Source organism: Streptomyces sp. NPDC055243 (genome assembly GCF_044544025.1).
Classification (GTDB): domain Bacteria; phylum Actinomycetota; class Actinomycetes; order Streptomycetales; family Streptomycetaceae; genus Streptomyces.
Map to the genome: position 1 here is coordinate 1 of NZ_JBITWR010000007.1, position 15,755 is coordinate 15,755.

15 protein-coding genes are annotated in these 15,755 nt (G+C 71.3%); 11 read left to right on the top strand and 4 right to left on the bottom strand.

Annotated features, from left to right (window positions below; all coding sequences use genetic code 11):
- Positions 1 to 190 precede the first annotated feature (190 nt).
- Positions 191 to 1,987, bottom strand: a complete 1,797-nt coding sequence (locus ACIGXX_RS20950) for an AMP-dependent synthetase/ligase (RefSeq protein ID WP_351162488.1) — start codon at positions 1,985 to 1,987, stop codon at positions 191 to 193.
- Positions 1,988 to 2,305: 318 nt separating this feature from the next.
- On the opposite strand from ACIGXX_RS20950, the gene ACIGXX_RS20955 reads away from it, so the two are divergent.
- The 6 genes from ACIGXX_RS20955 (at position 2,306) to ACIGXX_RS20980 (ending at position 7,183) form a co-directional block, all read left to right on the top strand.
- Positions 2,306 to 3,076: a metallophosphoesterase gene (locus ACIGXX_RS20955; protein WP_351162486.1), complete on the top strand. Its 771-nt coding sequence runs from the start codon at positions 2,306 to 2,308 to the stop codon at positions 3,074 to 3,076.
- Positions 3,077 to 3,166: 90 nt separating this feature from the next.
- The gene (locus tag ACIGXX_RS20960; protein WP_351162484.1) at positions 3,167 to 3,610 is read left to right on the top strand and encodes an SRPBCC family protein; all 444 of its coding nucleotides are present in this window, start codon (positions 3,167 to 3,169) and stop codon (positions 3,608 to 3,610) included.
- Between the two features lie 41 nt (positions 3,611 to 3,651).
- Positions 3,652 to 4,800: an ArsA family ATPase gene (locus tag ACIGXX_RS20965; protein ID WP_399977636.1), complete on the top strand. Its 1,149-nt coding sequence runs from the start codon at positions 3,652 to 3,654 to the stop codon at positions 4,798 to 4,800.
- Between the two features lie 71 nt (positions 4,801 to 4,871).
- On the top strand, positions 4,872 to 5,342 hold the full coding sequence (locus ACIGXX_RS20970) for a DUF5304 domain-containing protein (RefSeq protein ID WP_351162480.1): 471 nt from the start codon (positions 4,872 to 4,874) through the stop codon (positions 5,340 to 5,342).
- A 54-nt stretch (positions 5,343 to 5,396) separates the two neighbouring features.
- Positions 5,397 to 6,338, top strand: coding sequence for an ROK family glucokinase (locus ACIGXX_RS20975; protein WP_351162478.1), 942 nt, complete (start codon positions 5,397 to 5,399; stop codon positions 6,336 to 6,338).
- A gap of 89 nt (positions 6,339 to 6,427) precedes the next feature.
- Complete coding sequence (locus ACIGXX_RS20980) at positions 6,428 to 7,183, top strand: endonuclease/exonuclease/phosphatase family protein (protein WP_399977641.1); 756 nt, start codon at positions 6,428 to 6,430, stop codon at positions 7,181 to 7,183.
- 5 nt (positions 7,184 to 7,188) lie between these two features.
- Here ACIGXX_RS20980 and ACIGXX_RS20985 read toward each other — a convergent pair whose 3' ends face one another.
- Both ACIGXX_RS20985 and ACIGXX_RS20990 read right to left on the bottom strand, forming a co-directional pair.
- The gene (locus tag ACIGXX_RS20985) at positions 7,189 to 7,905 is read right to left on the bottom strand and encodes a hypothetical protein (protein ID WP_383819428.1); all 717 of its coding nucleotides are present in this window, start codon (positions 7,903 to 7,905) and stop codon (positions 7,189 to 7,191) included.
- Entirely contained in the window at positions 7,817 to 8,596 is a 780-nt protein-coding gene (locus ACIGXX_RS20990) for an alpha/beta fold hydrolase (protein ID WP_351162472.1), read from the bottom strand. Before ACIGXX_RS20990 ends, ACIGXX_RS20985 begins: the two co-directional genes overlap by 89 nt.
- Positions 8,597 to 8,743: 147 nt before the next feature.
- On the opposite strand from ACIGXX_RS20990, the gene ACIGXX_RS20995 reads away from it, so the two are divergent.
- From ACIGXX_RS20995 to ACIGXX_RS21015, 5 genes are all read left to right on the top strand, one after another.
- The gene (locus tag ACIGXX_RS20995; RefSeq protein WP_249593080.1) at positions 8,744 to 9,490 is read left to right on the top strand and encodes a 1-acyl-sn-glycerol-3-phosphate acyltransferase; all 747 of its coding nucleotides are present in this window, start codon (positions 8,744 to 8,746) and stop codon (positions 9,488 to 9,490) included.
- Positions 9,491 to 9,556: 66 nt separating this feature from the next.
- Positions 9,557 to 10,819 (top strand): MacS family sensor histidine kinase, encoded by a 1,263-nt coding sequence (gene macS, locus ACIGXX_RS21000; RefSeq protein WP_383819431.1) that lies wholly within the window; start codon positions 9,557 to 9,559, stop codon positions 10,817 to 10,819.
- Positions 10,816 to 11,514, top strand: a complete 699-nt coding sequence (locus ACIGXX_RS21005) for a response regulator transcription factor (RefSeq protein ID WP_351162468.1) — start codon at positions 10,816 to 10,818, stop codon at positions 11,512 to 11,514. The genes macS and ACIGXX_RS21005 overlap by 4 nt, the downstream gene beginning before the upstream one ends.
- A gap of 133 nt (positions 11,515 to 11,647) precedes the next feature.
- A complete protein-coding gene (locus ACIGXX_RS21010; RefSeq protein WP_351162466.1) occupies positions 11,648 to 12,685 on the top strand; it encodes a 6-phosphofructokinase in 1,038 nt (345 codons plus the stop codon).
- 107 nt (positions 12,686 to 12,792) lie between these two features.
- The gene (locus ACIGXX_RS21015; RefSeq protein ID WP_351162464.1) at positions 12,793 to 13,797 is read left to right on the top strand and encodes a 2-hydroxyacid dehydrogenase; all 1,005 of its coding nucleotides are present in this window, start codon (positions 12,793 to 12,795) and stop codon (positions 13,795 to 13,797) included.
- Here the strand turns inward: ACIGXX_RS21015 and ACIGXX_RS21020 are convergent.
- Positions 13,794 to 15,698, bottom strand: coding sequence for an anthranilate synthase family protein (locus ACIGXX_RS21020; protein ID WP_399977648.1), 1,905 nt, complete (start codon positions 15,696 to 15,698; stop codon positions 13,794 to 13,796). The two genes, ACIGXX_RS21015 and ACIGXX_RS21020, sit on opposite strands and share 4 nt — an antisense overlap.
- Positions 15,699 to 15,755: the final 57 nt, after the last annotated feature.

Here is a 15,755-nt window from a genome sequence, read left to right on the forward strand (position 1 = left end):
GGGGCCCGCCCCCGGGGGGTCTTGCTTTCGCCCCCCCGGGGGGGCCCCCCCCCCCCCCCCCCCGCGGGGGGCCGCCCCCCCCCCCCCCCCCCCCCCTTCAGGGGCGCGGGGAACTGCGCGAGCAACCAGCCACGACCGCACGTCGCAAACGAAGGAGGCCCCCCACGGCGAGTGGGCGGCCCCGCCAACGCTACCCGCGGTAAATCGCCTCGATCTCGTCCGCGTAGTCCTTCGCCACCACATTCCTCTTCAGCTTCAACGACGGAGTCAAGTGCCCCGACTCCTCCGTGAACTGCGAGGACAGGACACGGAACTTGCGCACCGACTCCGCCTTGGAGACGGCCGCGTTCCCGTCGTCCACCGCGCTCTGGATCTCCGCGAGGAGATCCGCGTCGTCCCGCAGCGACGCCGCCGTGGAACCGGCCGGCTTCCCGTGGTCCGAGGCCCAGCGGCCGAGGAACTCGTCGTCCACCGTGACCAGCGCGCCCACGAAGGGCCGGCCGTCGCCCACGACCATGCACTCCGCGACGAGCGCGTGCGCGCGGATGCGATCCTCGATCACCGCGGGAGCGACATTCTTGCCGCCCGCCGTCACGATGATCTCCTTCTTGCGGCCGGTGATCCGGAGGTAGCCGTCCTCGTCGAGCGTGCCGATGTCACCGGTGTGGAACCAGCCGTCGGCGAGCGCCTCTTCGGTCGCGCCCTCGTTGTTCCAGTACTTCGTGAACAGGTGCTCGCCGTGCAGCAGCACCTCGCCGTCGTCGGCGATGCGGACGACCGAGCCGGGCAGCGGCTGGCCGACCGTGCCGATCTTCTGGCGGTCCCAGGGGTTGAAGGCGGTGGCCGCGCACGACTCCGTCAGGCCGTAGCCCTCCAGGACCGTGAAGCCGATGCCGCGGAAGAAGTGGCCCAGGCGCTCGCCGAGCGGCGCGCCGCCCGAGATCGCGAACTCGCCGCGCCCGCCGAGTACGGCCCGCAGCTTGCTGTAGACCAGCTTGTCGAACGTCTTGTACTTGATCTTCAGGCCGAGCGAGGGGCCGCTCGGGGTGTCCAGCGCGCGGCTGTACGCGATCGCCGTGTCCGCGGCCTTGTCGAAGATCTTGCCCTTGCCGTCGGCCTGCGCCTTGGCGCGCGCCGAGTTGTAGACCTTCTCGAAGACGCGCGGGACGCCCAGGATCATGGTCGGCCGGAACGACGCCAACTCGTCCGTGAGGTTCTTCACGTCGGGCGCGTGGCCCAGCTTGATCGGCGCCATCAGCGCGGCGACCTCGACCAGGCGGCCGAAGACGTGCGCGACGGGAAGGAAGAGGAGCACCGAGCACTCGCCGGTGCGGAAGAGCGGCTTGAGACGCTCCACCACGTTGCCGCACTCCGCGAAGAAGCTGCGGTGGGTGAGGACACAGCCCTTGGGGCGGCCCGTCGTGCCCGAGGTGTAGACGATGGTGGCCGGGTCGTCGGCGCCCGCGACCGCGCTGCGCTCGTCGACGGTCTCCTCCGAGACGTCGGCGCCCGCGCGGTTCAGCTCGTCGACGCCACCGCGGTCGATCTGCCAGACGTTGACCAGGTCGGGGAGCCGATCGCGCACGGACTCGACGGCGGCGCTGTGCGCGTCAAGCTCGACGATGATCGCCACGGTGCCGGAGTCGCCCAGGATCCACTGGATCTGCTCGGCCGAGCTCGTCTCGTACACCGGCACGGTGACCGCGCCCGCGCTCCAGATCGCGAAGTCCAGGAGCGTCCACTCGTAGCGGGTGCGGGACATCAGGGCGACGCGGTCGCCGGGGCGCACACCGGAGGCGATGAGCCCCTTCGCGGCGGCTCGCACCTCGACGAGGAAGGTCTTGGCGTCGACGTCCTGCCAGCTGCCGTCCACCTTGCGGCCGATGACGGCGACATCCGGGTGCTGCGCGGCATTTCTGCGGACGATGTCGGTCAGATTGCCGTCCGCAGGGACCTCGTACAGGGCCGGAAGGCTGAACTCGCGCAAGACTGCTGCTCCTACATAGGGCGCCGGCGCCACGACGTTGTGCGATGCGACGGTGCGGTCCAAGATCGGGCAGGTGCTCCGTGGAAATGGGGGGAAAGAAGGCTGGAGCACTACTGGACTGCCCGGACGTTACCCATGGGTATGGCTTGTTCGGTAGGGGGTCCGGGCCAGATGTTCGGTGCGTCACACGACGTTGTGGTCTGAACCGCACAGTACGCCACGCCATTCCCGACTCGGAAGTAACCGCAGGTCCGCCCCCTTCTCGGTGCCTCTCGGGGCCTCTACCCACGTTTGCCCGCTCGTTCTAGGGTGATCGGCATGCCAGGTTTCCGGGTCAATGTGGTCAGTGACGTGCACGGCAACACGAAGGACCTCGCCCGCGCGGGCGAGGGAGCCGACGCGCTCGTCTGCCTCGGTGACCTGGTCCTCTTCCTCGACTACGCCGACCACGCGCGCGGCATCTTCCCCGACCTCTTCGGCAAGGAGAACGCCGACCGCCTGGTCGAGCTGCGCACCGCCCGCCGGTTCGACGAGGCCAGGGACTTCGGCGCCCGGCTGTGGGCGGGGATAGACCGCGGGTCCGCCATCGAGAAAGCGGTGCGCAAGCAGTACGCCGAGATGTTCGCCGCCTTCCCCACACCTACGTACGCCACTTACGGCAACGTCGACATACCGGCCCTCTGGTCCGAGTACGCGGGCCCCGGCACCACCGTCCTGGACGGCGGCCGGGCCGAGATCGGCGGGCGGATCTTCGGCTTCGTCGGCGGTGGCCTGCGCACTCCCATGCGGACGCCCTACGAGATCAGCGACGAGGAGTACGCGGCCAAGATCGAGGCGGTCGGCGAGGTCGACGTGCTCTGCACGCACATCCCGCCGGACGTCCCCGAGCTCGTGTACGACACCGTCGCGCGCCGTTTCGAGCGCGGCAGCCGTGCACTGCTCTCGGCCATTCACAAGACCCGCCCGCGGTACGCACTTTTCGGCCACGTCCACCAACCGCTGACCCGGCGGATGAGGATCGGGGCGACGGAGTGTGTGAACGTGGGCCACTTCGCGAGCTCGGGCAGGCCGTGGGCCCTGGAGTGGTGAAGGCGGGCCACTTCGTGCGCGGTAGCCTTCACGCGTCACACACGTACACACCACGCCCCGTACCGGACCGCATCTGGAGGAGCCACAGCGATGGCGGAACACACCAGCTCGAGCATCACGATCGAGGCGGCACCGGCCGAGGTGATGGCGGTGATCGCCGACTTCGCGCGCTACCCGGACTGGACGGGTGAGGTGAAGGAGGCCGAGGTGCTCGACACCGACGAGCAGGGCCGCGCCAAGCAGGTCCGCCTCGTCATGGACGCGGGCGCGATCAAGGACGACCAGACGCTCGGCTACACCTGGACCGGCGGCAACGAAGTCAGCTGGACCCTCGTCAAGTCGCAGATGCTGCGCTCGCTCGACGGGTCGTACCTCCTGAAGCCCGCGGGGACCGGCACGGAGGTCACGTACAAGCTGACCGTCGACGTCAAGATCCCCATGCTCGGGATGATCAAGCGCAAGGCCGAGAAGGTCATCATCGACCGGGCGCTGGCGGGGCTCAAGAAGCGGGTGGAGTCCGGCCCGAAGGCCTGACACCACGGGGTGCTCGGGCGGCCGGGCTACCGTTCACCCTTATGCGCACCCTTTTGCTCACCGGCCCCGGCGGCTCCGGCCGAACCACTGTCGCCGCGGCCACCGCGCTGTCCGCCGCCCGCACCGGGCACCGGACCCTCCTGATCACCGCCGACCGGGTCGACGACGTGCTCGGCGTACTCGGCGGCGAAGAGCACGGCCTCACCGTCCGGCGACTGGCCCCCGGCGACGAGTTCCGTGACGACCTCCTGGCCCTCCAGAAGCGCGTGGGAGCGGCGCTCGACCTGCTCGGCGCCGGACGCCTGGAGGGCGAGGAGCTCACCCCGCTGCCCGGCAGCGACGAGCTCGCCCTGCTGCGCGCCCTGCGCGACGCCGGGCAGGGCGCGTACGACACCGTGGTCGTGGACCTGCCCCCGACGCCCCGCGCCCTCGCGGTCCTCGCACTCCCCGAGCAGCTGCGCCGCTACCTCCGCAGGCTCCTGCCGCCCGAGCGCCAGGCCGCCCGCGCCCTGCGGCCCATGCTCGGCCGCATCGCGGGCGTCCCGATGCCCTCGGCCTGGCTGTACGAGACCGCGGCCCGCTGGGAGACCGAACTCGCCGCCGCGCAGGCCGTGATCGAGGACCCGGGCACGACGGTCGGCCTGGTCGCCGAGCCGGGCCCCGCGGGCGCCGACGCCGTGCACGCCGCCGCCACCGGCCTCGCCCTGCAGGGCCTGCGCACCGAGGCCCTGACCGCCAACCGCGTACTGCCCGACGACGCCGCGGGCACCTGGTTCGCCGGGCCCGTCGCCCAGCAGCGCAAGACGCTGGCCGAGTGGGCGCAGACGTACGGCGAACGCCTCGTCCCTCTGGCGCACCTGGGGCACGATCCGCGCGGCGCCGACGACCTGGCAGCCCTCGGCGTGCCCGCCCCCGGGGCGGCCCCCGAGCCCGTGACCTGGCCGCTCGTCGACGCCCTCGCCGACGACGGCGTCCTGGTCTGGCACATCCCGCTCCCCGGAGTCGTACGCGAAGAGCTCGGCCTGATCCGGCGCGGCGACGAACTGGTCGTCACCGCGGGTCCGTTCCGGCGCATCGTCACCCTGCCCTCGGCCTTGCGCCGCTGCACCGTCGCGGGCGCCGGACTGCGCGACGGCGAGCTGCGGGTGCGGTTCGCGCCCGACCCGGATCTGTGGCCGCGGACACGGTGAACGGGCTACCGCCGTTCGGGTAACGTCGAGAGTACGAATCCATAACCGCCCTCCGCAGGAGTCTGTCCGTCATGAGCGATGCCACCGAGCGCGAAGTGCCCGAACCCGAAGCGGCCGACACCGACGCCGACGCGTGGCAGAAGGCGTGCGCCGAGGATCTCGCGGCGGAGAAGGCCCGGCGCCGTGCGCAGTACGGGCCGCCGCCGGGATCGGCCGGCGAGGAGCTGCGCAAGCTCGTCGACGCCGTCTCGGAGAAGCTGACCGGACTCCAGGGTCCGCTGCTCGGCGCGGTCGCGTCGGGCGCCGTCGAGCAGACCGTGAAGCAGGTCGTCCAGCAGGCGAAGGCCGCGGTCGAACCGGTCATCGAGCGCAACCCCGACGTCTTCGACCACCTCGCCGCCGCGGGCAGTGAACTGCTCGCCGCCTACCGCTCCGCGGTCGAGGGCCAGGAGGGCCGCTGGACCCGCGGGAGCGACGCCGCGAAGGGCCCCGACCCGCGCGACGAGGGCCCCGGTCCCGCCGAACACATCGACCTGGACTGAACACCCCTCGGGTACGGTTGCCCATAGCGGGGCTCGACCGAAACTGAGGGACACATGGGACTCACCATCGGCGTCGATATCGGCGGCACAAAGATCGCGGCCGGAGTGGTCGACGAAGAGGGCACCATTCTCGACACCCACAAGGTGCCCACGCCGCCGACCGCCGAAGGCATCGTGGACGCGATCTGTGCCGCCGTCTCCGGGGCCGGCAAGGGGAACGACGTGGAGGCCGTCGGCATCGGCGCCGCCGGCTACGTCGACGACAAGCGCGCCACCGTTCTCTTCGCACCGAACATCGACTGGCGCCACGAGCCGCTCAAGGACAAGGTCGAGCAGCGGGTCGGACTGCCGGTCGTCGTCGAGAACGACGCGAACGCCGCGGCCTGGGGCGAGTACCGCTTCGGCGCGGGCCAGGGCCACGAGGACGTCATCGTCATCACGCTGGGCACGGGCCTGGGCGGCGGCGTCATCATCGGCAACAAGCTGCGGCGCGGGCGCTTCGGCGTGGCCGCCGAGTTCGGGCACATCCGGGTGGTGCCGGACGGTCTCCTTTGCGGCTGCGGCAGCCAGGGCTGCTGGGAGCAGTACGCGTCGGGGCGCGCCCTCGTGCGGTACGGACAGCAGCGGGCCAACGCGACGCCGGAGGCCGCGGAGATCCTCCTCGGGCTCGGCGACGGCACGGTGGAAGGCATCGAGGGCAAGCACATCAGCGAGGCGGCGCGCCAGGGCGACCCGGTCGCCGTCGACTCCTACCGCGAGCTGGCCCGTTGGGCCGGAGCGGGCCTCGCCGACCTGGCCTCGCTCTTCGACCCCTCCGCGTTCATCGTGGGCGGCGGGCTCTCGGACGAGGGCGAGCTGGTGCTCGACCCGATCCGCAAGTCCTTCCGGCGCTGGCTCATCGGCGGACAGTGGCGTCCGCACGCGCAGGTGCTGGCAGCGCAGCTGGGCAACAAGGCGGGGCTCGTCGGCGCGGCCGACCTGGCCCGGCAGGGATAGTTCCGACCGATCTCGTACGAGGCCCGCCGTCCCCTTCGGGGCGGCGGGCCTCGTCGTCGCGGCACCCCGCAGCGCGTATCTTGATCTCCATGGTGACGCTGCCCAACTCCCGGACCGAAGACGACGGTTCAGCCGTGGTCCGGGTGCTCAGTTACAACATCCGGTCCATGCGGGACGACACCGACGCGCTGGCCCGGGTCATCGCCGCCTGCGCACCCGACCTCGTACTCGTCCAGGAGGCGCCCCGCTTCTTCCGGTGGCGCAAGAAGCTGGCGCGGCTCGCGCGCGCCGCCGATCTGGTGATGCTCTCGGGCGGCGGCACCGCGGCGGGGCCCGCGCTGCTCTGCTCGCTGCGGGCCACCGTCGAGCGGACCGACGACGTGCTGCTTCCGCTGACGCCGGGACTGCACCGGCGCGGCTTCGCGACCGCCGTCGTGCGGTTCGGCGGCGCCCGGCTCGGCGTCCTGAGCTGCCACCTGAGCCTGCAGACCGACGAGCGCTACGCACAGGGCGGGATGCTCCTCGACCGGCTCGCCGGGATGGGCGTGGAGCACGCCGTCGCGGGCGGCGACCTCAACGACCGGCCCAAGGGCCGTACGTTCCGCCGGCTCGCCTCGGAGCTGCGGGACTGCTGGGAGGCCGCGCCCTGGGGCGGCGAGAACACCTCGACGCCGGGCGACCCGCATCAGCGCATCGACGCCATCTTCGCCACCGCGGGGGTCGACATCCTCGGCTGCGGCGTGCCGTTGGAGCTCGACGGGGTGAGCGAGGCGGACCTGCGGGCGGCCACCGATCACCTGCCGGTGCTCGCCGCCCTCAGGATTCCCGCGGCCAAGGGCGCCTAGCCCGCTCAGACCACCGCGCCGCGGCCCGGGTCCTCGTCCTCTTCGTCGTCGCCCTTCATCCGCGCCACCAGTGTGCCGAAGCCGCCGAGGAAGCCGCCGATGCTGAGCGTCGTCAGCCACCACGTCATCTGCCAGCCGAGCAGCACCGCGAGCAGCAGCAGCAACGGGCCGCCGAGCACGGCGAGCCAGGCGAACTTCGCCGTGACGTCCGCGGCGGGCAGCGGCGGCGGCTCCGGCGGGACGAAGTGGCCCTCGTCGTCCGCGCCCAGGTCGTCGTCCGACGCCTCGGGCGCGTCGTAGTCACGCGGGCCGCCGACGCCGGGGGCGAAGGAGACGGAGCCGCCGAGCGGCTTCTTGGACCCGGAGTCCTCGGGACCCTTGGAGCCCTTGCCGCTCTTGTCGGTCTTATCGGTCTTGTCGGTCTCCGGGGTGTCGTTCGTCTCCGGTTCGAGCAGTGCCAGGTCCTCGATGGACTTGAACGGCTTGGCGCCCGGCGGGTCCGCCGGCTCCTGGCCGTACCCCGCGACGATCGCCTGCCAGGCCGCGTCCTCGTCCAGCGGCAGGCCCTCGGAGGGCTCCTGCCGCTTCTCGGGCTCGCGGCTCTCGTCGCCGTCGGGTTCGATTCGGTCCTGCTCAGCCACCGGTGGCCGTCCCTTCCTTACCGACACTGGGGGCGAGCCGGCCGATGAACGCGTAGCTCTCCTCGAAGATCCGGTCCGCATCGTGGTCCAACGTCGCGACGTGGTAGCTCTGTTCCAGGATCGTCTCGGTGACGTCCGTGGACGACACCCGGCTGAGGATCCTGGCCGAGTCGGCGGGCGGCACGACGTGGTCCTGCGGGCTGTGCAGCAGCAGCAACGGCTGGGTCACCTGCGGCAGTTCACCGTCCACCCGCTGGAAGAACCGGCGCAGGGAGTGCGCCGCGTGCAGCGGGATCCGGTGGTAGCCGACCTCCTCCGAGCCCTCCAGGGCGATGTCGCTCACGATGCCCTTCGTCGACGGCACCAGATGCCGGGCGACCGGCAGGGCGTGCGCCGCGAGGCCGTGCACCTTGTTCCCCGGGTTGACCACGACGATGCCGCGCACCTCGTCGCCGTGCTTGGCGGCGAGCCGCAGCGCCAGCGCCCCGCCCATGGAGAGGCCGAAGACGAAGACCTCCGTGCACCGCTCCAGGAGCGCGCGCAGCTCGCGCTCCACCTCCGCGTACCAGTCCTGCCAGCCGGTGACCTGGAGGTCCTCCCAGCGCGTGCCGTGCCCGGGCAGCAGCGGCAGGGAGACGGTCAGGCCGCGGTCCGCGAGGTACTCGGCCCAGGGGCGCAGGGACTGCGGGGTTCCGGTGAAGCCGTGGCAGAGGAGGACGCCGACCTCGCCGCCCTCGTGGCGGTACGGCTCGGCTCCGGGGAGGACCGGCACTTCGGTCTCCTTCGTGAGATGTGGAGGAGTACTTCACCGTACGCGACCGGACTGACACCGACCAGGGCCGTCGGGCCCTTTGGGCTTACTGCGGGTTAAGGTCTGATCCACACATAACAGGAGGCACTCGGTTTGATCTACGGCGCAATGAAGGTCGCCATCGGAGGGCCGCTGAAGCTCGGCTTCAGGCCCTGGGTGGAGGGCCTTGAGAACGTACCCGCCGAGGGACCGGCCATCCTGGCGAGCAACCATCTCTCCTTCTCCGACTCCTTTTTCCTGCCCGCGGTCCTCGACCGCAAGGTCACCTTCATCGCGAAGGCGGAGTACTTCACGTCCCCGGGCGTGAAGGGCAAGCTCACGGCGGCCTTCTTCAAGGGCGTGGGCCAGCTGCCCGTGGACCGCTCCGGCGGCCGCGGCGCGGGCGAGGCCGCCATCAAGAGCGGCATCGAGGTCCTGGAGCGCGGTGAGCTCTTCGGCATCTACCCGGAAGGCACGCGTTCGCCCGACGGGAGGCTCTACCGTGGCAAGCCCGGCGGCCTCGCGCGCGTGGCCCTCGCCACCGGGGCGCCCGTGCTCCCCGTGGCGATGATCGACACGGAGAAGATCCAGCCGCCCGGCAAGGTGGTGCCGAAGCTGATGCGGCCGGGCATCAAGATCGGCAAGCCGCTCGACTTCAGCCGGTACCACGGCATGGAGCACGACCGGTTCGTCCTGCGGGCGGTGACCGACGAGGTCATGTACGAAATCATGAAGCTTTCCGGCCAGGAGTATGTCGACGTGTACGCGACCGCTGCGAAGCGCCAGCTCACGGAGGCGGCGAAGGCCGAGAAGGAAGCGGAGAAGAAGGCGGAGAAAGCGGCCGCGGCGGCCGAGAAGGAACGGTCCGGCGCGTAATCGCGTCGCTGTGAGGGGGAGCCGGGTGCACGGGGGACCCGAGGGGCGACCCAAGGGGTGGGGGACATGACCAAGCGCGTTCGCGTCATGAGGATGTCGGTCGAGCAGCCGCTGTGGCGCGCTCTGACCGGATACCGCGTACTGACGATGCTGTACGCGATCGGCCTCTTCGTGGCCGCGCACGAGAAGTTCGACCGCCCCTGGGTGGCCGTCGCCTACTACGTGGTGCTCGCGGGCTGGACCATCGGCACGCTGCCGAAGGTCGCGAACGCGGCGAACTGCACCAAGCGGTTCCTGGTCACCGATCTGACCATCGCGCTGGTCGGCATCCTGCTCACGCCGGTCGCCGACTCGCACCAGCGGATCGTGCACGACGGGCCGACGCTGCCGTCGATATGGACGGCCGGCGCGGTCCTCGCGTTCGCGATCAAGGGCGGCTGGCGGTGGGCGGCCTTCGCGTCGGCCCTCGTCGGCGTCGCCAACATCGCGCAGCGCGGCAGGCCCACCCAGGACACGCTCCACAACGTCCTGCTCGTCTGCATCGCGTCCATCGCCATCGGCTACGTCGTCGAGGTGGCCCGCGCCTCCGAGCGCACCCTCGCCCGCGCCCTGGAGATCGAGGCCGCGACCCGCGAGCGGGAGCGCCTGGCCCGCGACATCCACGACAGCGTGCTCCAGGTCCTCGCGATGGTGCAGCGGCGCGGCAGCGCGCTCGGCGGCGAGGCCGCGGAGCTCGGCAGGATGGCCGGGGAGCAGGAGGTCGCGCTGCGCACGCTGGTGGCGGGCGGCCTGGTCCGCACGTCGCACGAGTCGGAGGACGCCTCGATGGGGGCCGTCGTCCGCGCGGTGGAGGAGCCGGACGCCACCGAGGGCACGGACGACGAGGAGCCCTGTGACCTGCGGTCGCTGCTCTTCCCGTACGCGGGCGCGAAGGTGACCGTCTCGGAGCCGGGCGCCCCGGTCGCCCTCGCCCCGAAGGCCGCGCGGGAACTGGCCGCCGCGGTGGGCGCCGCCCTGGACAACGTCCACCGGCACGCGGGCCCGGACGCCGGTGCCTGGATCCTCGTCGAGGACGAGCCGGACTGCGTGATCGTGACGGTGCGGGACGACGGCCCCGGCATTCCCGACGGCCGTCTCGCGGAGGCCGAGGGGGAGGGGCGGCTCGGTGTCGCCCTGTCGATCCGGGGGCGGCTGCGGGACATCGGCGGCACGGCCGAGCTGATCTCGGTGCCGGGCCAGGGCACGGAAGTGGAACTGAGGGTCCCGCGGCACGCAGCGGGCCCGTCGAACGCAGGCAGCACACGGGGGAAGGCAGGAAAGGAACGATGAACGAGCAGCGGCAGCAGGACGGCGAGGGCGGCAAGGACCCGGTCAGGGTCATGGTCGTCGACGACCATCCGATGTGGCGGGACGCGGTCGCCCGCGACCTCGCGGAGGCCGGTTTCGACGTGGTCGCCACGGCGGGCGACGGCGAGCAGGCCGTGCGGCGCGCACAGGCCGTCGCACCCGACGTCCTCGTACTCGACCTGAACCTGCCCCTGAAGCCGGGCGTCCAGGTCTGCAAGGAGCTCGTCGGCGCCAACCCGGCCCTGCGCGTGCTCGTCCTGTCGGCCAGCGGCGAGCACGCCGACGTCCTGGAGGCGGTCAAGTCCGGCGCCACCGGCTATCTCCTGAAGTCGGCCTCCACCGCCGAGCTGACCGACGCGGTGCGCCGCACGGCCGTCGGCGACACGGTCTTCACGCCGGGTCTCGCGGGTCTGGTCCTCGGCGAGTACCGCCGCCTGGCGTCCGATCCGGCGCCCGGCACCCCGGACGAGCCGAAGGCCCCGCAGCTCACCGACCGCGAGACCGAGGTGCTGCGGCTCGTCGCCAAGGGGCTGAGCTACAAGCAGATCGCCGAGCGCCTGGTCATCTCGCACCGCACCGTGCAGAACCACGTGCAGAACACCCTGGGCAAGCTCCAACTGCACAACCGCGTGGAGCTCGTGCGGTACGCGATCGAGCGGGGTCTCGACGACGCGTGACCCTCATAAGGGTGAACTCGCGTGATCAACTCCCTTGATCCGGCCAGGAATTGACCGTCCGCACCGTCCCTGAGTGACCTGGATCACCATTAGCGTGACTCGCATCAGGTCACTGAGGCGAAGGGACGTTTCCATGACGGCCAACAAAATCGGAGTACTGACCGGAGGCGGCGACTGCCCCGGGCTCAACGCCGTCATCCGGGGCGTCGTCCGCAAGGGCGTGCAGGAGTACGGCTACGACTTCGTCGGCTTCCGGGACGGCTGGCGCGGTCCACTGGAGGGCGACACCGTCCAGCTCGACATCCCTGCCGTGCGGGGCATCCTGCCGCGCGGCGGCACCATCCTCGGCTCCTCGCGCACCAACCCGCTCAAGGCGGAGAACGGCGTCCGCCGGATCAAGGAGAACCTCGCCAAGTACGAGGTCGAATCCCTCATCGCGATCGGCGGCGAGGACACCCTCGGCGTCGCCGCGCGGCTCACCGACGAGTACGGCATCAACGTCGTCGGCGTACCGAAGACCATTGACAACGACCTCTCCGCCACGGACTACACCTTCGGCTTCGACACCGCGGTGGGCATCGCCACCGAGGCGATCGACCGGCTGCACACCACCGCCGAGTCGCACATGCGGGTCCTCGTGGTCGAGGTCATGGGGCGGCACGCGGGATGGATCGCGCTGCACTCCGGGCTCGCCGGGGGTGCGAACGTCATCCTCATCCCCGAGCAGCGCTTCGACGTCGACCAGGTGTGCGCCTGGGTGACCTCGCGGTTCAAGGCGTCGTACGCGCCGATCGTCGTCGTCGCCGAAGGGGCCATGCCCAAGGACGGCGAGATGGTCCTCAAGGACGGGACGCAGGACTCCTTCGGGCATGTGCGGCTCTCGGGCGTGGGGGAGTGGCTGGCCAAGGAGATCGAGGGGCGCACGGGCAAGGAGGCGCGGACGACCGTCCTCGGTCACGTCCAGCGCGGCGGGACGCCCAGCGCCTTCGACCGCTGGCTCGCCACGCGCTTCGGCCTGCACGCGATCGAGGCCGTGCGGGACGGCGACTTCGGGAAGATGGTCGCGCTGCAGGGCACGGACATCGTGCGGGTCCCGATCGCCGAGGCGACGGCCCGTCTGAAGACGGTGGATCCGGCGCTGTACGCCGAGGTCGGGGTGTTCTTCGGCTGACCCCCGGTGGGCGGGTGCCCTGTACCGCCGCTTCGCGGCGGGTCTCTCCCACCCGCCCACCCGTTCCCCGTGGTGCCGTCCTGCCCCGAGATACCTAGACTCGCCGCATGGAGATCCTCGCCTTCGGCGTGCAGGCCGATGAGAAGCCGTTGATCGAGAGGGCCTTCGAGGGCCACCACGACGTCCGCTGCCTGGACGTCTTCCTCACCGAGGACACCGCCCCCATCGCCGCCGGCTACGAGATCGTCTCCACCAGCGTGAACGCCGATCTCGGCAACCGCGTCCTGCAGACCCTCGCAGCGGGCGGGACGCAGATGGTCGCCCAGCGTTCGACCGGGTTCAACAACATCGATCTCCAGGTCGCCGAGCGCCTCGGGTTCACCATCGCCCGCGTCTCGTACTACTCGCCGTACTCCGTCGCCGAGTTCGCCTGGACCCTGGCGATGGCCGTCAACCGCCGCATCGTCCGCGCGAGCAACCGCACCCGTGACTTCGACTTCAGGCTCGACGGCCTGATGGGCCGGGACCTGCGGGGCCGCACGGTCGGCGTGCTCGGCACCGGGAAGATCGGCGAGGCGTTCACCCGGATCGCGCACGGCTTCGGCATGAATCTGCTCGGCTGGGACGTCGCCCAGAACCCGGCGTGCGTCGAGCTCGGCATGAAGTACGTGGCGAAGGAGCGGCTCTTCGCCGAGGCCGATCTGATCAGCCTGCACGTCCCGCTGCTCCCTTCGACGCAGCACATCATCGGCGCCGACGCGCTGCGGATGATGAAGGACGACGTGATCCTGGTGAACTCCAGCCGCGGCGGCCTGATCGACACCGACGCCCTGGTCTCGGAGCTGCGGATGGGGCGCTTCGCGGGGGTCGGGCTCGACGTGTACGAGGCGGAGGCCGGGCTCTTCTTCCTCGACAAGTCGCTCGAAGCCGTCGAGGACGACACCCTGGCCCGCCTGGTGACGTTCCCGAACGTCGTGGTCACCTCGCACCAGGCCTACTACACCGCCGACGCGGTCGGCCAGATCATCGACGCCACGGTGCGGAACGTCCTGGACTACAAGGAGGGCCGCCGCAGCGAGAACGTCCTGGTCCCGGCGGCCCCCACGGCTTAGACGAGCACCCCGGAGAGCAGTTCGCGCACGATCGCCGTCCCGCGCAGCGAGAGCACCGACTCCGGGTGGAACTGGACCCCCGCGAAGCCGTGGCCCCGCAGCGCGTGCACCTCTCCCGTGGCGGTGTCCCTGCTGACTTCGATGCCGTGCGCGGCCAGTTCCAGCGCCGTCTCCTCGTCGCAGTGGGCCACGAAGCTGTTGTAGAAGCCGACCGTCTCCGGCCGCCCGAAGAGGTCGATCCGCGTCTGGGCGCCCTGGTAGGGGACCTCCTTGCGGACGATCTCCAGACCCAGCTCGGCGGCCAGGAGCTCATGGCCGAGGCAGACGCCGAGGACGCCGTGGCGGTGGACTGGGGCCTCCCCTGCTCGAGCGAAGCCGAGAGCTTGGGGAAGGATCACCTCGGCGGTCAGTGCGCGCAGGAAGGTCATCTTCGGGTCGGTGAGGTCCGACGGATCGCCGGGGCCGGGACCGAGGACCAGCGGGCCCTCGTGGGCCAGGGCCGCTTCCCGCAGGCCCGGTTCGTCGTAGCGGCGCACGGAGACCGTGAGGCCCGAGGAGCGCAGCAGATGCGCCAGCATCGCCGTGAACGTGTCCTCGCCGTCGATCACCAGGGCGTGCCCCGACAGCTCGGCCACCTGCTCCTGCATCCGCAGCCAGAACGGCGCGAGCCCGGCCCGCCGGCTGTCGAGCGCCGCCCGCACCCGCGGGTCGTCGGCGAGGGCCGGGCGTACGCGCTCGTCGCGGGGCCGGCCGGGACGCACCCCGAGGGCGGCGAGGACGCCGGCCGCCTTCGCGTGCGTCTCGGCGACCTCGCCCGCCGGGTCCGAGCCGCGCACCAGCGTCGCGCCGACCGGGACCCGCAGCTTGCCGTCCGGGGAGATGTCGGCGGTGCGGATCAGGATGGGGGAGTCGAGGGTCTGCGCGCCGCCCGCGTCACGGCCGATCAGGGCGAGGGCGCCCGCGTAGTAGCCGCGCCCGCCCGCCTCGTGGCGCTCGATGACGCGGCAGGCGTTCTGCACGGGCGAGCCGGTGACGGTCGCCGCGAACATCGTCTCCTTGAGGACCTCGCGCACGTCGAGGGACGACTTGCCCCGCAGCTCGTACTCGGTGTGCGCGAGATGGGCCATCTCCTTCAGCCGCGGCCCCACGACGACACCGCCCATGTCGCCGACCGTGCACATCATCTTGAGCTCCTCGTCGACGACCATCGACAGCTCCTCGGTCTCCTTGCCGTCGGCGAGGAAGCCGAGCAGATCGTCCGCGGTGGGGCCCTCTGCCGGGTAGCGGTAGGTCCCGCTGATCGGGTTCATGACGACGGTCCCGCCGGACATCCGCACATGCACCTCCGGGCTCGCCCCGACCAGGGTCCGCTCCCCGGTGTGCACGACGTACGTCCAGTAGGCGCCCCGCTCGCCCACGAGCAGCCTGCGGAAGAGCGCCAGGGCGTCCGCCCTGCCGAAGCCGGGGATCTCGCCCTCGTACGTCCGGCGGATGACGAAGTTGGCGCCCTCGCCCTGCCCGATCTCCTCGCGCAGGACCCGCCCGACGATCTCTCCGTACGCGGCGTCGTCGACGTCGAAGGCGCCGCCCTCGACGCGCACGTCATGGGCGGGCAGCGTCGACAGGGCATCGGAGAGCGGGAGTTCGTACGTCTGATCGGGGCTCAGGACCGTGAGCGGCGTGCCGTCGTCGCGTACGTCGAAGCCGCGCTCCCTGATCTGCCGGAAGGGGATCAGGGCGAGGCCCTCGTCGGGGATGTCGGCGAGCCGGTCGTACGCGGTGACGGAGCCGATCAGGACCTCGACCGTGTCGTGGTCGTGGCCGGGCGTGCGGCGGCGGAGCACGGCGAAGGGGCGGTCGTCCTTGATCAGGTCGAGCAGGTGGTGCGCCTGGGAATGCATGGGTTCGGTTCCTTCTCACTCGGAGAGGAACGGCCCCGCGGTCCGGGGATCTGGAGA